Origin of the sequence: Compostimonas suwonensis, from assembly GCF_002797855.1 — a bacterium.
In the GTDB taxonomy this organism is placed as follows: Bacteria; Actinomycetota; Actinomycetes; order Actinomycetales; family Microbacteriaceae; genus Compostimonas; species Compostimonas suwonensis.
Genome location: NZ_PGFB01000001.1, coordinates 512251 through 528596 on the forward strand (window position 1 = coordinate 512251; position 16346 = coordinate 528596).

A 16346-nucleotide genomic window follows, 5' to 3' on the forward strand; every position below is an offset into this window, starting at 1 on the left:
TCGCGCGAGGTGCGCGAGCCGGCCGGAACCCACCTCGAAGGAGAGAACACACATGCACTCGCATTCCACATCGTTGGGCGCCCAGCCCATGAGCCGCAGGAGCCTGATGTTGGGCCTCGCGGCCTCGACGGTCGCCGTCGGCATCGGCACGGCCTTCGCCGAGCCCGCCGTGGCGGCCGCTGCGGCCGCAGCGCCGACGGGGGGCGGAACCCGTCTCGTCCCCGTCAACAGGATCGGCGTTCAGCTCTTCTCGATCCGCGACAAGGTCAACGAACTCGGCTTCCGGGCCGTCTTCGAGGAGCTCGCCGACATCGGGTACAGCGAGGTCGAGTTCGCCGGCTACACCCAGGGCCAGGTCGGCGCGATCACCCCGCAGCAGATCCGGCAGCTGCTCGACGACAACGGCCTCCGCGCGGTCGGAACCCATCTGAGCCTCAGCCAGCTGGGCAACGATCTCGCGAATCAGATCGACATCGCCCACACCCTGGGGATGCCGCACATCGGAACGGCGAACGCGCCGTCGAACAACAACACCGTCGCCGGCTACCTCGCGGCGGCCGAGTCGTTCAACAGCTGGGGTGAGCAGGCCTCCGCTGCGGGGCTGAAGCTCTATCAGCACAACCACCAGGGCGAGTTCCGCTTCGCCACGGACGACCCCTCGCAGCGCCTGTACGACATCTTCCTCGACAACACCGACCCGAAGCACGTCTATCTGGAGATGGACGTCTACTGGGCGTACGTCGGTCAGTATCTGTACCCCGGGTTCGAGCCGATCGACTACGTGACGGCTCATCCGCGTCGTTACCCGCTCCTGCACCTCAAGGACGGCAAGACGAACACGGCGGCGACGAACGGCTACGACATCATCGAGTTCGGTGCGGGCAACCTGCCGTACCAGAGCTTCCTGTCGCAGCTGCGTGACCGCGGGCAGCGTTTCGGCATCTACGAGCAGGACAACGCGGGCTCCTCCGCGGTTCCGCCGAACCCCGTCAACTCGCTGGGCAACGCCCGGCGCAGCTACGAGTCCATCGCCGCACTGCGCGGCTGAGCCATTCAGACAACGAGGAGAGAACAACGATGAAATGGAAGATTCCTGCGGCCACGGCCGCAGCGTTCGCGCTCGTGGTGGTCGCGGCTCCCGCCGCTCACGCCGCGGCCACGGACTGCACGACCGAGCTGTCGAACACCACGGTGGGAGAGCTCACGGTTCCGGCCGGCGAGACCTGCGTCCTCGGCGCCGTGACCGTCGAAGGGTCGATCACCGTCGGTGAGGACGCCTGGCTCGACGCCACCGATGCCGTGATCGAGGGTGATGTCATCGGCACCGACGCCTACGGCATCCTGATCGACGGCACGAGCGTCGCCGGCGATGTCGTGTCGTATTCGGCAGGCACCCGCAACGGGTTCCTGTACCTCTACGACCTGGCGGTCGGCGGCAGTGTCGAAGCCGGCGGGATCGACGTCGAGATCAGCGACAGTGCGATCAGCGGAGGCCTCTCGACCCTCGCCGCGAACTATGTCACGGTCCTTCGCACGACCGTCGGCACGGATGCCGAGATCGCCGACAGCGACTACGGAGTCGATGTGAGCGGCGCGATCATCACGGGCTCGCTCTCGGTGACAGGCAGCTCGCGCGACGTGCTGATCGGCGCGACGGCAGACGGCGCGCCCGCCCAGTGGGGCAACACGGTCGGCGGCGACGTGACGCTGGCGGGCAACTCGGGAAACCTGCGCCTGGCGGGTTCGACGGTCGGCGGGACGATCACCCTCGACGCGAACACGCCGGCCGCGGGCTTCGGTTCGGGCAACTCCGCGGCCGCCGTCGTCGGCGACTTCACGGGAACCCCTGCCGCGCCGGCGGCGGACGGCGACCAGTCGGTTGCCGTCATCGTTCCCGCGCCGCGTCCCGGCGAGCTGAGCTGGAGCCTCGAGGGAACGGGTTCGCTCGTCGACCTCGGGATAGCACAGGAACAGGGCGATCACTTCTCCGCCACGGGCTCGCTCGTGCCGGTGCGTGTGACGGACACCCGCATCGACGCGCCGAGCTGGTCGGTCTCCGCCCAGCTCAGTGACTTCGTCGCGGGTGACCAGACGGTGTCGGGCAAGTACCTCGGATGGACGCCCGTCCTTCTCGAGAACGACGGTGGCGCCGTCGCCGGTGCTGCGATCGCATCCGGCTTCACCCAGGGCGACGGTCTCTCGGTCGCGCGCACGCTGGGCTCGGCCGACGCCGGGCACGTGCGGGGTTCGGCGGTTCTCGGCGCCGAGCTCGACCTGAAGCTGCCGCTCTCCGTCGGCCAGGGCACCTACAACGCCACGCTGACCCTCACCGGGCTCAGCTAGGCGGCAGAGAACACCCGCCGGTCGGACCGTCCGTTGACGGCCCGACCGGCGTACCTCGTGCTCGTGCGGCACGACGAACCGGTTCCGATCCCAGAGAAAGCAGGAGAAACCCATGGTCTTCACACGGTCTCGTCGTGGCGGGCGGCCGAATCCGCTCTCGCGTGTGCATGCGTACGCCGCGGCCGCTGGGCTCGCCATGCTCCTGGTGCTCCCGCTCGCAGGCGTCGCCGCCGCGGAGGCCGTCGACGATCCTGCTGCGACCTCGTCACCGGTCACGTGGGGAGTGCGGCCGGCCGACACCATCCACGGCGCCGGGCGCCCCAACTACGTCTTCGACCTCGACCCGGGCGAGACCCTCGACGACGCCATGGTCGTCTCGAACTACACGGAGCAGCCCCTCACCTTCCGCATCTACGCCGCCGACGGTTTCATCGCCGAGTCGGGACAGCTCGACCTGCTCCCGGCGGGCGAGCAGTCCACCGCGCTGGGCAGCTGGATCGACTTCGAGAGCGACGAGGTGACCGTGACCGGCGGCGGAACCGTCACCGTTCCGTTCACCCTTGCGATCCCCGCCGATGCGACACCCGGGGACTACGCGGCCGGCGTCGTCTCGTCGATGCTCGTCAGCACGACGGAGGGCGTCGCCGTCGACCGGCGCCTCGGCTCTCGGATGCACGTGCGGGTCGCCGGGGAGCTCGCGCCCCGGCTCGAGATCGCGGATTTCTCGGTGTCGTACGACGGTGGGCTGAACCCCTTCGCGCCGGGAGCGGCCACCGTGGAATACACGATGACCAACACGGGCAACACGCGTATCGCCGCCGGCTCGGCCCTCGTCGTCGACGGTGTCTGGGGGATCGGGGCCACGCCGGCGAGCGGCCTCGGCGGGCGGGAGCTGCTCCCGGGAGGCTCGTACACGCAGACCGTCACCGTCGACGGGATCTGGCCGCTCCTCGTCGCGAACGCCCGGCTCGTCGTCACCGGTGAGGTCATCACGGAGGGGGGCGCCTCGACGACCGAGGCTCCCGCCGTGCCGGATGCCACGGCGAGCGGCACGGTCGCCGCCGTGCCGTGGGGGGCTCTCATCCTGCTCGCTCTTCTCGGCGCCCTCGTCGTGCTCGTCGTGCTCCGTGTTCGTCGTCGTCGTGCCGACGCCGAGAGGAAGATCGCCGCGGCCGTCGACAGGGCGCTCACCGAGGCCCGCGCCACCGCGGCCACCGCGGCCGGTGCGGATGCCGATGTGCAGAGCACGACCGGCGCCAGCGCCGCGGCCGCCGACGAGGCCCTCGCGGAACGGAGATGAAGCCGACGCCGCCCCGGTGACCTCGAACCGGCAGAATGGCCGTATGGGTGGTGTGCTGGTCGGGTTCGCGGTGATCGGCGTCGTCATCCTCGTGGGCTACATCGTCGGCAGGATCGGCATCGTCGGCCCCGACGGAGCCCGGGTGATGAGCAGGATCGCCTTCTTCGTGACCAACCCCGCGCTGCTGTTCACGGTGCTCGCCGACGCGGATCTGCACATCCTGTTCTCCTCGTTCGTCGTCGTCGCGCTTCTCGCCGCAGTGGCCTGCGCGGCCCTCTATGTGCTCGCGAGCCGCCTGTTCTTCCGCCGGCCGGTCGCCGAGACGACGATCGGCGCTCTCGGCGCGTCCTACGTGAACGCCAACAACATCGGCATCCCCGTGGCCGTCTACGTGCTGGGCGACCCGCAGTACGTCGCGCCCGTGTTGCTGCTGCAGCTGCTGCTCTTCGCCCCGACCGGGCTCACGGTGCTCGACATCTCGTCATCCGCGGGCCGGGTCTCGGTCGGCTCGATCCTCACCCAGCCGCTGCGCAACCCCATGATCATCGCCTCGGCTCTCGGCGTTGTCGTCGCGGTGACGGGTGTCGCCCTGCCCGACGCCGTCTACGCCCCCTTCGAGGTGCTCGGCGGTGCCGCGGTGCCGCTCGTGCTCATGTCGTTCGGCATGTCGCTGCACGGCAGCAAGCCGTTCCGTGCGGGCACCGGGCGCAAGGAGATCGCCGCCTCCTCGCTGCTCAAGGCCGTGGTCATGCCGATCGTCGCCTATCTCCTGGCGCGCTTCGTCTTCGGCCTCGACGGAGTGCAGCTCTTCGCGGCCGTGGTGCTCGCGGCCCTGCCGACGGCGCAGAACATCTTCAACTTCGCGAGCCGCTACGAGCGCGGTGAGGCGGTCGCCCGAGACACGGTGCTCATCACGACCCTGCTCGCGGTGCCCGTGCTGCTCGTGGTCGCGGCGCTCCTCGCGCCCTGAGCCGGCTCCCCACCTCGCTTGAGGTACTCAAAACGACGGAGGTACTCAAAACGACGGAGGTACTCAAAACGACGGAGATTCCGCCGAAAACAGCCCGTTTGGATGCCGAAACCGCTCCTGCAGCGAGAAACTCCGTCGTTTTGAGTGGGGCTTGAGGGGCTTGAGGGGCTTGAGGGGCTCGAGTGGCCTGAGCGGAGCCGAGGGAGAGCGGGCGGCCGTGACCCGGGTGCGCACCGGTCGTAGGGTGAGAGCATGAGCGAGACGACGCAGAAGCCCCGGGGCGCCCACCTCGTCGGAAGCATCAACCTGCCCGATGCCGAGACGACCTTCCGAACGGTGAGCGCGCATCTCGGGCCGCAGCTGAGACGGATCCCCGACGGCGAGGTCGGCGACCGCTTCTACTGGATCCAGTTCCAGAAGGACTACTTCGACAGCACCCCCGGCCTCTCCCGGGTCGGCGACATCCCCGTGCTCATCCGCGACCGCTTCGACGCCCGACCGCTGCGCGTTGACGAGGGTGTGGACGCCTCGACGCTCACGTTCCCCTCCCTCGGCTACGCGGATGCCGCGATCGACTCCTACGCGCGGTTCTCCGCTCTGCGCGCCGAGGGCGTCATCGCTCCCGGCACGCGCTTCCAGGTCTGCCTGCCGACTCCCGCCGGAGTGGTCGGCAGCTTCTTCGTGGCATCCGACCGCGCGGCCGTCGAGCCCGTCTACGAGCGCGCCCTCTTCCGCGAGCTGGGCCGCATCCTCGAGGCGATCCCGCACGACGACCTGGCGATCCAGTGGGACACGGCGCTCGAGTTCGGCCTGCTCGAGGGCGCCGTCATCCGCGAGAACCGGCTGACCGCGTGGTTCGACGACGTGCTCGGCGGTGTCGTCGAACGAGCCGTGCGGCAGGCCTCGGCGGTGCCCGCCGACGTCGAGGTGGGCTATCACCTCTGCTACGGCGACGTCGAGGAGCACCATTTCACCGAGCCTCGGGATGCCGGCATGCTCGCCGATGTGCTGAGCGGGGTGTTCGCGGCATCCACCCGGCCCATCTCGTGGGTGCACCTGCCGGTGCCGATCGACCGCGACGACGACGCCTTCTTCGCCCCGCTCGACGCCGTGGAGTGGCCGGCCGCGACCGAGATCTACCTCGGCCTGCTGCACCATGAGGACGGCACGGAGGGCGCAGGGCGCCGCATCGCGACGGCCCGTCGGCACGTGCCCGGCTTCGGCGTCGCGACGGAGTGCGGCTTCGGCCGCGGGCCGCGCGAGCGCACCGAGTCGCTGCTCGACCTGCACGCGGCGATCGCCGCGCCCGTCGAGCGCTGAGCCGCTCTCCCGGCGGCCGACGAGGCCACCGTGAGCCGCTATACCCCCTTGACTGGGGTCACTAAACCGGTATAACCTCGCCTAAACCGGTTCAAGACGCCCCTCATTCGGGGCACATGGCCCATTCGGGGAGCCGGTCGCAGACTCGACGAGGAGGATCGCGGTGACCGCTCGCAAGCTCACGATCGCGGATGTCGCGGAGCGCGCCGGTGTGAGCAAGGGCCTCGTGTCCTTCGCGCTCAACGACCGCCCCGGCGTCGCTCCGGCCACGCGGGAGCGCATCCTCCGGATCGCGAGCGAGATGGGCTGGTCGCCCAGCCTGCGGGCCCGGTCGTTGTCGACGCGCCGCTCCTTCGCCCTGGGCCTCGTGATCGCCCGCGATCCCGAGGTGATCGGTTCGGACCCCTTCTTCCCCTCCTTCATAGCCGGCGTCGAGAGCGTTCTCTCCACAGAAGGCCGCGTTCTCGTCCTGAGCGTCGTGCCCGACCAGGAGGCTGAGCTCATGACCTACAAGAGCCTCGTCGCCGACGGCCGTGTCGACGGCGTCTTCGTGAGCGATCTGCGGCACGACGACATCCGCATCCCTGTGCTCGAGGAGCTCGGCATCCCCGCGGTGACGCTCGGCGTGCCCGACGTGCCGAGCCCGTTCCCCGCGGTGACGATCGACGACGCCGTGGGCATCCGCGCCGCCGTCGAGCACCTCGTGGCCCTCGGTCACACGCGCATCGCGCACGTCGCCGGCGCCGCCCGCTTCCTGCACGGCTCGCGTCGCCGTGGCGCCTTCGAACAGGCCATGCGGGATGCGGGCCTCGAGGCCGGCCAGTCCGTCGACACCGATTTCTCGATCGCGGAGGGCTCGGCGGCGACGCGCCGTCTGCTCGCCCAGGCGGAGCGCCCCACGGCGATCATCTACGCCAATGACCCCATGGCGATCGCCGGCCTCGCGGTGGCGCAGGAGCTCGGTCTCCGGGTGCCGCACGATCTGTCGATCACGGGTTTCGACGACACCGACATCTCCCGCTATGTCTTCCCGGCCCTCACGACGGTCGGCACCGACCCCGCCGAATGGGGCCGCGCTGCGGCCCGGAGCCTTCTGCGACTCATGGAGGCCGGCGAGTCGGATGATGTCGCACTGCCCAGCGCAGAACTCGTCGTCCGGCGTTCCACCGCCGCGCCGGGGCGGCCCTGACACCTCACCACACAACGTCTCCGGCATCGGTGCCGGGGCACACGATTGGAGAACGATCATGAACGGCTCACAACAGAGCAGGCGACTCCGACTCACGATGGCCGCGGCGGCAGCGGCCTCACTCCTCGCGCTCACGGCATGCTCCTCCGGCGGCGGAGGCGGCTCCACGGAAGCCCGCGGCGACATCACCATCTGGTATTCGAACAACGAGCAGGAGGTCGCCTGGGGCAAGCAGATGGTCGAGGCCTGGAACGCCGACAACCCCGACGAGCAGATCAAGGCCCAGGAGATCCCGGCCGGAACGAGCAGCGAAGAGGTCATCGGCGCCGCGATCGCCGCGGGCAACGCGCCCTGCCTCATCTTCAACACGGCTCCGGCGGCCGTTCCCCAGTTCGAGAAGCAGGGCGGCCTCGTCTCGCTCTCGAGCTTCTCCGACGGCGACTCCTACATCGAGGAGCGCAGCGGCGACATCGCCCAGCAGTACACCTCGGCCGACGGCCAGTACTTCCAGATGCCCTGGAAGTCGAACCCGGTCATGATCTTCTACAACAAGGACATGTTCGCGCAGGCCGGCCTCGACCCCGAGAATCCCGAGCTGTCGACGTACGACGACTTCCTCGCGACATCCAAGGCCCTCGTCGACGCGGGAGCGGCCCCGTTCGCCATCAGCCCGGCGCCCACGAGCGAGTACTTCCAGAACTGGTTCGACTTCTACCCGCTCTACGCGGCGGAGACCGGCGGAACCCAGCTCGTCGAAGACGGCGCGGCCACTTTCGACGACGCGGACGGCCAGGCGGTCGCCGAGTTCTGGAAGACGCTCTACAGCGACGGCTACTCCAACAAGGAGCAGTACCAGGGCGACTCCTTCGCCGACGGCCAGTCGGCCATGGCGATCGTCGGACCGTGGGCCATCTCGGTCTACGGCGACGACGTGAACTGGGGCGCCGTTCCGGTTCCCACCTCGCAGGGCATCGCCGCCGACGAGACCTACACCTTCAGCGATGCGAAGAACATCGGGCTCTACAGCGCGTGCGAGAACCAGGGCACCGCGTGGGATGTGCTCAAGTTCGCGACGAGCGAGGAGCAAGACGGCAAGCTCCTCGAGATGACCGGCCAGATGCCGATCCGACAGGATCTCGCCACCACCTATGCCGACTATTTCAGCGCGAACCCCGCCTACCAGCAGTTCGGCGACCAGGCCGCGCGCACCGTCGAGGTGCCCAACGTGTCGAACTCGGTCGCGGTCTGGCAGGCCCTGCGCGACGCGTACACGAAGGCCGTGATCTCCGGCGAGGGAGATCTGGACTCGGCCCTCAGCGGCGCCGCCGACAAGATCAACACCCTCGTGGGCCAGCAGTAGGTGCTGCCATGTCGACGCAGAGTGTCGCTCCCGCGCGAACGGGGGCTCCGAGCGGGGCCCCCGGCCGCGGCGCACGCCGGCCCGGCCGCCGAACGGGCCGCCGGCGCATCCTCGGCAAGAACCCCATCGGGCTCCTGCTCAGTGCTCCCTATCTCGTCTTCGTTCTCGCGGTCTTCGCCTACCCGCTCGTCTTCGCGGTGTGGATGTCGTTCCACGACTACTTCTTCGCCGCTCCCGGCGCGCAGGTCGACCGGCCGTTCGTCGGCTTTGACAACTACGTGCAGGCGTTCACCGATCCCGCCGTCTGGAGGTCGTTCGGCAACGTCGGCATCTTCCTGCTGATCAACGTCCCGCTGACGGTCGTGCTCTCGCTCCTGCTCGCGACCGCGCTCAACAAGGTCGTGCGCTTCCGCACCTTCCTGCGGGTGAGCTACTACGTGCCGTACGTCACGGCGAGCGTGGCCGTCGTGGGCGTCTGGCTGTTCCTGTTCAGCGGCAGCGGGCTCGTCAACCAGCTCCTCGGGCCGCTCGCGCCCGATCCGTCCTGGCTCATCAACCCCAGCTGGGCGATGCCGACGATCGCGCTCTTCGTCACCTGGAAGCAGCTCGGCTTCTACATCCTGCTCTACCTGGCCGCGCTCCAGAACGTGCCGCAAGAGCTCTACGAATCCGCGGCGACCGACGGCGCGGGCAAGGTGCGCTCGTTCTTCTCGGTGACCGTACCGGGTGTGCGTCCCGCCACCGTGCTCGTGCTGCTGCTGTCGACGGTCATCGGGGCCAACCTCTTCACCGAGCCCTACCTGCTGACGGGCGGCGGCGGGCCGAACGGGGCCTCGACCTCGCCGGTCTTCCTCATGTACCAGAAGGGCATCGAGCAGGGCACCCCGGATGTCGCGGCCGCGATCGGTGTCGTCCTCGTGCTCGTCGTGCTCGCCATCGCCTGGCTGCAGCGCAAGTTCGCGGGAGGTGACGAGTCATGAGCAGGTTCCAGACCGTGCTGCGCGCGATCGTCCTGACGATCGGGGCGCTCGCCTTCCTGTTCCCCTTCTACTACATGATCATCGGCTCGCTCCAGACGGAGCCGAACCCGACGCCGGCGGGCGCGTTCCCCGACCCGTCGAACCTGACCCTCGACAACTACACGCAGATCAACGAGCGGATCGACCTGTTGCAGGGGCTCGTCAACTCTGGAATCTTCACGGGCGGCGTCATCCTCGGCACGATCGTCTTCGGGGTGCTCGCCGGGTACGCGCTCGCCGTGCTTCAGTGGCGCGGCCGAGGGGTGACCTTCGCGCTCGCCCTGCTCGTGCAGGTCGTGCCGTTCCAGCTGCTGATGATCCCGCTCTACGTGATGATCGCGAGGGACTTCGGTCTCGCCGACAACTACCTCGGCATGATCCTGCCCTTCGCGATCAACTCGACGGCGGTCATCATCTTCCGCCAGTACTTCCTGCAGGTGCCCAAGGAGCTCTTCGACGCCGCGCGCATCGACGGCGCCAACGAGTTCAGGGTGCTCACGAGGATCGCGCTGCCGCTCGTGCGCCCGGCGCTCCTGACGGTCGTGCTGCTGACCTTCATCGGTCCGTGGAACGAGTTCCTCTGGCCCTTCCTCATCACCAAGGAAGCGGCTCTCCAACCCCTCGCGGTCTCGCTCGCCAACTACATCAGCAACGTGGCGGCGACCGCATCCAACCCATTCGGCGCCGTGCTCGCTGGCGCCGTCGTCCTCGCCGTTCCGGCCGTGGTGCTGTTCATCGTCTTCCAGCGGTACTTCACCTCGACCAACATCGGCTCCGGAGTGAAAGGCTGATCATGACAGACCAGACCACCACGACCACCACGACCACCACGACCACCGTCCCCTACACGCTCACCCGCGTCGGCGTCATCATGACGCCCGAGGAGGGCAACCCCCTCGAGGCGGAGGGGGTTCTCAACCCGGCCACCGGCCACGATCCCTCCGGCGCGCTCTACCTGCTGCCGCGGCTCGTCGCCGACGGCAACGTCTCCCGGGTCGGGCTCGCCCGCGTCGTCCTCGAGAACGGCGTGCCGAGCTCGGTCACACGCGAGGGCATCGTGCTCGCCCCCGACCGGGGCTGGGAGCGCGGGCTCAGCAACGCGGGCGTGGAGGATCCGCGGGTCACCTTCATCCCGTCGCTCGGGCTGCACGTGATGACGTATGTCGCGTACGGGCCGCTCGGGCCGAAGACGGCGGTCGCGACATCCGTCGACCTGCGCGAGTGGACCCGGCTCGGGCCCGTGCTGTTCTCCTACGACGACGCGCTCGACACCGACCTCAACCTCTTCCCCAATAAAGACACAGTGTTCTTCCCCGAGCCCGTGCCGGGCCCGGGCGGCGAGCCGTGCTTCGCGGCGCTGCACCGGCCCATGTGGGATCTCGGCTGGATCCGCGACGGAGAGGGCACGCACCTTCCCGCGGGCGTGACCGACGATCGCCCCGGCATCTGGATCAGCTACGTGCCGGTCGCCGAGGTCGAGGCCGATGTGCGCGCCCTCGTACGCTGGCGCGGGCACCGGCTCCTGGCCATGAGCGAGTACCCCTTCGAGGCGCTCAAGATCGGCGGCGGCCCCGCCCCGCTGCGCATCCCGGAGGGCTGGCTGCTCATCCACCACGGCGTCACCGGTTCGATCGAGAACGCCTTCGACCAGCAGCAGCGGGTCAACTACGCGGCGGGGGCGATGATCCTGTCGGCGGATGACCCGTCCCGGGTGCTCGCGCGCACGGCCGAGCCCCTCCTGTCTCCCGAGACCGACGACGAGCGCAGCGGCATCGTGCCCAACGTGGTCTTCCCCACCGCGATCGAAGAGGTCGACGGGCAGCACTACGTCTTCTACGGCATGGCCGACTCGAAGATCGGCGTGGCCCGGCTCGACCGGGTCTGACCGCTTCGGCACCGACAAACGACGACGAAGGAGAGCTCCTCCGATGAACAGAACAGCCTCACGACGCGGCCTCGCGGGCCTCACGGCCCTCGTGCTCGCGGCCGCTGGCATCACGGCGACCGCGACGGCGCAGTCCGCGCTCGCCGCAGAGCCGGCATCCCCCGCCGGCGCCACCGCGCCGCTCGCCAATACCGCCCACCTCGACTTCCTGCTCGACACCGTGACGCCCGCCGAGATCGAGGGCCATACGAGCTACCGCCTCGACGAGCAGCCGCAGCTCACGGCGCTCTGGACCTACGCCGACGCGCGTGACGGCGGCGCCTTCGAGCGGGTCGGCGGCGGGCCGCTCGACCTGGCCACGGGCCACTGGGGCCAGGGCTCCTACAACGCCGACGACATCGCCCGCGCCGCCGTCGTCTACCTGCGGCACTGGACCCAGACCGGCGCGGAGTCGAGCAAGACCTCGGCCTACGAGCTCCTGCGCTCGCTCGCCTATCTGCAGACGACGAGCGGCGAGAACGCCGGCAACGTCGTGCTCTGGATGCAGCCCGACGGCACGCTCAACCCCAGCCCCGAGCCCGTCGAGCTGCCCGATCCCTCCGACTCCGGGCCGAGCTATTGGCTCGCCCGCAGCATCTGGGCCTTCGGTGAAGGGTACGCGGCTTTCGTCGACACCGATCCCGAGTTCGCCGCCTTCCTCCGAGACCGCCTCGGACTCGGTCTCGGCGCCATCGAACGCGAGGCGCTCGACACATACGGCCAGTACGTCGAGTCCGACGGCGTGCAGGTTCCCGCCTGGCTCATCGTCGACGGTGCGGATGCCTCGGCCGAGGCCAGCCTCGGCCTCTCCGCCTACCTCGCGGCGGCGCCCGACGACACCGTCGCACGCGAGGCGCTCCGCAAGCTCACGGAGGGCATCGCGGCGCTCTCCTCCGGCTCGACGCGTGCGTGGCCCTACGGCGCGCTGATGCCGTGGGCGCAATCGCGCTCGATGTGGCACGCCTGGTCGTCGCAGATGCCCGCCGCGCTCGCCACCGCCTCCACGGCGCTCGGCGATCCGGCGCTCCTCGACGGCGCGATCCTCGACTCCACGAGTTTCACGCCCACCCTCCTGACCGCGGGCGGGCCTGACAACGCGTGGTACCCGACCCCCATCGAACGGGTGCAGATCGCCTACGGCGCCGACTCGCGTCTGCAGTCGCTGCTGTCGGTGGCGGATGCCGCGGAGCTGCCGGGCCTTCTCGACCTCGCCGCGCTCGAGGCGAGCTGGTACTTCGGCTCCAACGCCTCCGGCGAGGCGGTCTACGACCCCGCGACGGGCGTGACCGTCGACGGTGTCGCCGCCGACGGAACGATCAACCGCAACAGCGGGGCGGAGAGCACGATCCATGGGCTGCTGTCGATGCTCGCGCTCGACGCCCACCCCCAGGTCGCGCAGCGTGCACGCTCGGTGGCGGGGGTCGTGGAACGCGACGGGCTGACCGTCGTGGAAGGCGAGACCGCGGCATCCACCACGGGAGCCGTCGCGACACCCGAGTCGGCCTGGACCGGGGAGTCCCAGTTCGGCGGCGGCGCCTACCTCGAGCTCACGCGCGGGCAGAAGGCCACGTTCGATCTCGGCGCCTCCGATCAGGCGCGGCTCGTCGAGCCCGTGTCGCTGCTGGCCGAGGGCGACGACGGGGCGCGATCGTTGTGGAGCTCGAAGCTGCTGCCGCTCGGAGTGCTCGAGCACTCGACGGGAGCGCGGGGCATCAGCCCGGCGCCCGGCGCCCTGCTGCCCCAACAGCTCAGCCTGCCGCTGCCCGCCTCGCGATCGCAGCTCACGGTCACGGCGCTCAGCGGAACCGTCGACCTCGATGCGCTGATCGTGCGCCCGGTCGTCTCGCGTCTCGAACTCGCCGGCGAGGGCGGCGCGACCCAGCTCGTCCACTCCGCCGGGCTCATCCCGCAGCCGGCGTCGGTCGGCTTCGACAGTGTTGGCTCGACCGCGAAGATCTACGACGCCTCGGGCGAGCTCGTGCGGTCGCGCGAGCTCACCGGCACCGGCACGGTGCTCATTCCGGCCGGAGGCTTCGCGATCGTGACGCGCTGAGGCTGGAACGAGCGGGCCGAGACGCCCGGGCCGTGGTGCTCCGGGCCGTGGTGCTTCGGGTGTGGTGCGCCGAGTCGTTCGTCGGCCGAGCCCCGTGGAGGAGGGTTCGGCCTGCAGCTGCTCGGGCTCCGCGCCGTGTGTGCGGCGCGCGGCTCTTATGCCGCTCAGCTCAGCCGCTCAGCCGCTCAGCCGAAGATCATCGGGCGATCGTCGTCATCCTCGTCGTCGGACGAGAGGTCGAGATCGACGACGACGGGAACGTGGTCGCTCGGGGCGTCGCCCTTGCGCTCGTTGCGGTCGATGCGCGCGCTCGTCACGGCGTCGGCGAACGGCTGCGATCCGAGGACGAAGTCGATGCGCAGGCCCTCGTTGCGGGGGAAGCGCAGCTGCTTGTAGTCCCAGAAGGTGTAGCCCTCGGGGATACGCGGGCGCACGACATCCTGCAGCCCCACGGTCGCGAACTCGGCGAAGGCGGCGCGCTCGGGAGGGGAGATGTGCGTCGAGAGGCCGGGCACGAAGCTCGGGTCGCCGACGTCGGAGTCGAGGGGCGCGACGTTGAAGTCGCCCATGAGCGCGAGCGGCCGGTCGGGGGCGGCGGTTAGCTCGTCGCGGGTGCTCGCCGCGAGGTTCGCGAGCCAGTCGAGCTTGTAGGCGTAGTGCGGGTCGTCGAGGGTGCGCCCGTTGGGCACGTAGAGGCTCCAGAGGCGCACGCCGTTGATCGTCGCGCCGAGGGCGCGGGCCTCGAGGGGCAGATCGGGGCCCTCCTGGCCCTTGAGGAAGCCGGGCATGCCCGGGAAGCTCATCGCGAGCTCCTCGATCGGGTAACGGCTCGCGATCGCCACGCCGTTCCACTGGTTGAGGCCGTGGATGGCGAGGTCGTAGCCGGCCTCCTCGAAGCGCTCGGCCGGGAACTGCTCCGGCTTGCACTTGATCTCCTGCATGGCGAGCACGTCGACGTCTTCGCGCACGAGCCAGTCGACGACGCGCCCCGCGCGGGCTCTGATCGAGTTCACGTTCCAGGTGGCGATGCGCATACCACCACGCTACCGCGGGCCGCCGACGCGCACGGCGCTCACTCGTGAGCCTCGGATCTCCCCGTCCCCGAACCCGAATGCAGGAGGTCGTGCGGTCGGGATCAGGAGCGGCCGGCGTTGGCGCGCTGCACCCGCTCCGATTCGGCGACGAGCGCGTCGAGCACGGTGCGCACGGCCAGGCGCTCGGCCCGATCGGGCCGCGTGAGGGCGACGATGTTGCGCGCGGCCGTGACCCCGCTCAGGGTCTTGAGCACCAGACCGCGATCGTCGAGGCCGCCGGCGGTGAAGCAGGGCAGCAGGGCGATGCCGAGCCCGGCCGCGACGAAGGCCTCCGTCACCCGGGTGTCGCCGAATCGCTGCGAGGTCACGATGGGATGCCCGCTGACGACCTCGATCTCGTCGAGAACCCTGTTGAAGGGGTAGCCGGGCGGCACGCCGATCCAGGTCTCGCCCACGAGGTCGTGCGGGGTGACGTTCGGGCGTTCGGCGAGTCGGTGGCCGAGGGGCAGGGCGACGTCGAGGGGCTCACGCATGAGCGGCGTCACGTGCAGCCCCCGACCGACCCAGGGCACCTGGCCGAGCGTCGAGTGGGCGAGCACGACGTCGAAGTCGGAGGTGAGCGCCGGGAAGTCCTCGAGCTCCGGGTCGCGGTCGCTGCAGGTCACGACGAGCCCGGGAACCTCGGTGAGCCGCTGCAGCAGTCCCGGCAGCAGCATCTGCCCGGCCGTGGGGAAGGTCGCGAGGCTCACCTCGCCGCTGGGGTGGTTGCGGAACTCGTCCCACAGGGCGTTCGCGCGTTCGAGGGCGGTCGCGACATCCGCTGCGCTTCTGGCCAGCTCGCGGCCCGCATGGGTGAGCGCGAGCCCGCGGCCCGAGCGCTCGGTGAGCGGCACGCCGGCCTCTCGCTCGAGCACTTTGAGCTGCTGCGAGACGGCCGAGGGCGTGCGGTGGGTGGCTCGGGCGACGGCCGTGACCGAGCCGCGTTCGGAGAGCTCGCGGAGGAGGTCGAGACGGCGGACATCCATGTAGTTCTCCTACTGTGTTGATGAAGAACAATTCGATTGTGCTTAACGATAGTAGGGCGTCGAATAGAGCTATGACCATCTTCTTCCTCACCCTCGCCGTAATGAGCGCCGCGGCCATCGCCGGTGCCGGTGTAGTAACCGTCCGAGACGGTTACCGCCGTATCCCGACGCGTCCGCGGTACTGACGCCGGGCGGGCCGGATCGACTCGTCGCTGCCCGGTGACCCGAGCCGTCGGTGTCCGGTGACCCGGCAGGCCGCGGCCCGTCGACTCGAGCCGGGCGGTCTCGACCCCGCGCCGATCCCGGTGGCACGAGCACGACGACCACCTGTGACCGTGCCGCAGGCAAACCTGCGACCATAGAGGTCGGAGGACGATAGATGTTCGGAAAAAAGGTCGCCATCAGCGACTCGGATGTGCGCTCGACCAACCATGTCTTGAGCGACACCGAGATCGCCGAGCACATCGGCAAGTACTACAGCTGGTACACCGATTCCCTGGGCCGGGTCGGGCCCAAGCGCGGCCGGCCGGTCGCCCCCTCGATGCGCGAGTTCGGCGCCGCCGTGCGCGAGCTCGGCTGGGTGGCCGTGGGCATCAGCACCGACATCCGCTGGGAGAAGATCCCGCAGAAGGGATCGGACGCCGCCGAGGCGATCCGCACGCAGCTCGCGAGCTGATGGCGCGACCGCGGGGTTCTGCGTGTGTGCGCCGGGCCGCGTGCCGAGCGTGCGACCAGTCCTGCACCGAGCCGTACGGGTCGCCTTGCAGGCCTTCTCGCCCCCGGCCGACCGATCGAACGGCAGGATGACC

14 protein-coding genes are annotated in these 16346 nt (G+C 69.8%); 12 read left to right on the forward strand and 2 right to left on the reverse strand.

The window, feature by feature from the left end; all coding sequences use genetic code 11:
- The first annotated feature begins 52 nt into the window (after positions 1-52).
- The 11 genes from CLV54_RS02330 to CLV54_RS02380 all read left to right on the forward strand — a co-directional run bounded on the left by CLV54_RS02330 (position 53) and on the right by CLV54_RS02380 (position 13478).
- Positions 53-1048 (forward strand): sugar phosphate isomerase/epimerase family protein, encoded by a 996-nt coding sequence (locus CLV54_RS02330; RefSeq protein ID WP_211294412.1) that lies wholly within the window; start codon positions 53-55, stop codon positions 1046-1048.
- A gap of 29 nt (positions 1049-1077) precedes the next feature.
- Positions 1078-2343 carry a hypothetical protein gene (locus CLV54_RS02335; protein ID WP_100343336.1) on the forward strand — a complete coding sequence of 422 codons (1266 nt, stop codon included), beginning with the start codon at positions 1078-1080 and terminating at the stop codon, positions 2341-2343.
- A 112-nt stretch (positions 2344-2455) separates the two neighbouring features.
- On the forward strand, positions 2456-3643 hold the full coding sequence (locus CLV54_RS02340; RefSeq protein ID WP_100343337.1) for a WxL protein peptidoglycan domain-containing protein: 1188 nt from the start codon (positions 2456-2458) through the stop codon (positions 3641-3643).
- Positions 3644-3686: 43 nt separating this feature from the next.
- Positions 3687-4613, forward strand: coding sequence for an AEC family transporter (locus tag CLV54_RS02345; RefSeq protein WP_100343338.1), 927 nt, complete (start codon positions 3687-3689; stop codon positions 4611-4613).
- A gap of 252 nt (positions 4614-4865) precedes the next feature.
- On the forward strand, positions 4866-5933 hold the full coding sequence (locus CLV54_RS02350; RefSeq protein ID WP_100343339.1) for a hypothetical protein: 1068 nt from the start codon (positions 4866-4868) through the stop codon (positions 5931-5933).
- A 163-nt stretch (positions 5934-6096) separates the two neighbouring features.
- Positions 6097-7122: a LacI family DNA-binding transcriptional regulator gene (locus tag CLV54_RS02355; RefSeq protein WP_100343340.1), complete on the forward strand. Its 1026-nt coding sequence runs from the start codon at positions 6097-6099 to the stop codon at positions 7120-7122.
- A 58-nt stretch (positions 7123-7180) separates the two neighbouring features.
- Entirely contained in the window at positions 7181-8482 is a 1302-nt protein-coding gene (locus CLV54_RS02360) for an extracellular solute-binding protein (RefSeq protein WP_211294413.1), read from the forward strand.
- Positions 8483-8490: 8 nt separating this feature from the next.
- Positions 8491-9462 carry a carbohydrate ABC transporter permease gene (locus tag CLV54_RS02365; RefSeq protein ID WP_100343342.1) on the forward strand — a complete coding sequence of 324 codons (972 nt, stop codon included), beginning with the start codon at positions 8491-8493 and terminating at the stop codon, positions 9460-9462.
- The gene (locus tag CLV54_RS02370) at positions 9459-10292 is read left to right on the forward strand and encodes a carbohydrate ABC transporter permease (RefSeq protein ID WP_100343343.1); all 834 of its coding nucleotides are present in this window, start codon (positions 9459-9461) and stop codon (positions 10290-10292) included. The genes CLV54_RS02365 and CLV54_RS02370 overlap by 4 nt, the downstream gene beginning before the upstream one ends.
- 2 nt (positions 10293-10294) lie before the next feature.
- Positions 10295-11386 (forward strand): glycoside hydrolase family 130 protein, encoded by a 1092-nt coding sequence (locus CLV54_RS02375; RefSeq protein ID WP_170061941.1) that lies wholly within the window; start codon positions 10295-10297, stop codon positions 11384-11386.
- 43 nt (positions 11387-11429) lie between these two features.
- Complete coding sequence (locus tag CLV54_RS02380) at positions 11430-13478, forward strand: hypothetical protein (protein ID WP_100343344.1); 2049 nt, start codon at positions 11430-11432, stop codon at positions 13476-13478.
- A gap of 185 nt (positions 13479-13663) precedes the next feature.
- Here CLV54_RS02380 and CLV54_RS02385 read toward each other — a convergent pair whose 3' ends face one another.
- Together CLV54_RS02385 and CLV54_RS02390 are read right to left on the reverse strand one after the other, a co-directional pair.
- On the reverse strand, positions 13664-14512 hold the full coding sequence (locus CLV54_RS02385) for an exodeoxyribonuclease III (protein ID WP_100343345.1): 849 nt from the start codon (positions 14510-14512) through the stop codon (positions 13664-13666).
- Between the two features lie 101 nt (positions 14513-14613).
- A complete protein-coding gene (locus tag CLV54_RS02390) occupies positions 14614-15537 on the reverse strand; it encodes a LysR family transcriptional regulator (RefSeq protein WP_100343346.1) in 924 nt (307 codons plus the stop codon).
- Positions 15538-15916: 379 nt separating this feature from the next.
- Between CLV54_RS02390 and CLV54_RS02395 the strand changes: the two genes are divergently transcribed.
- Positions 15917-16213 carry a hypothetical protein gene (locus CLV54_RS02395; protein WP_100343347.1) on the forward strand — a complete coding sequence of 99 codons (297 nt, stop codon included), beginning with the start codon at positions 15917-15919 and terminating at the stop codon, positions 16211-16213.
- The last annotated feature ends 133 nt before the right edge of the window (positions 16214-16346 follow it).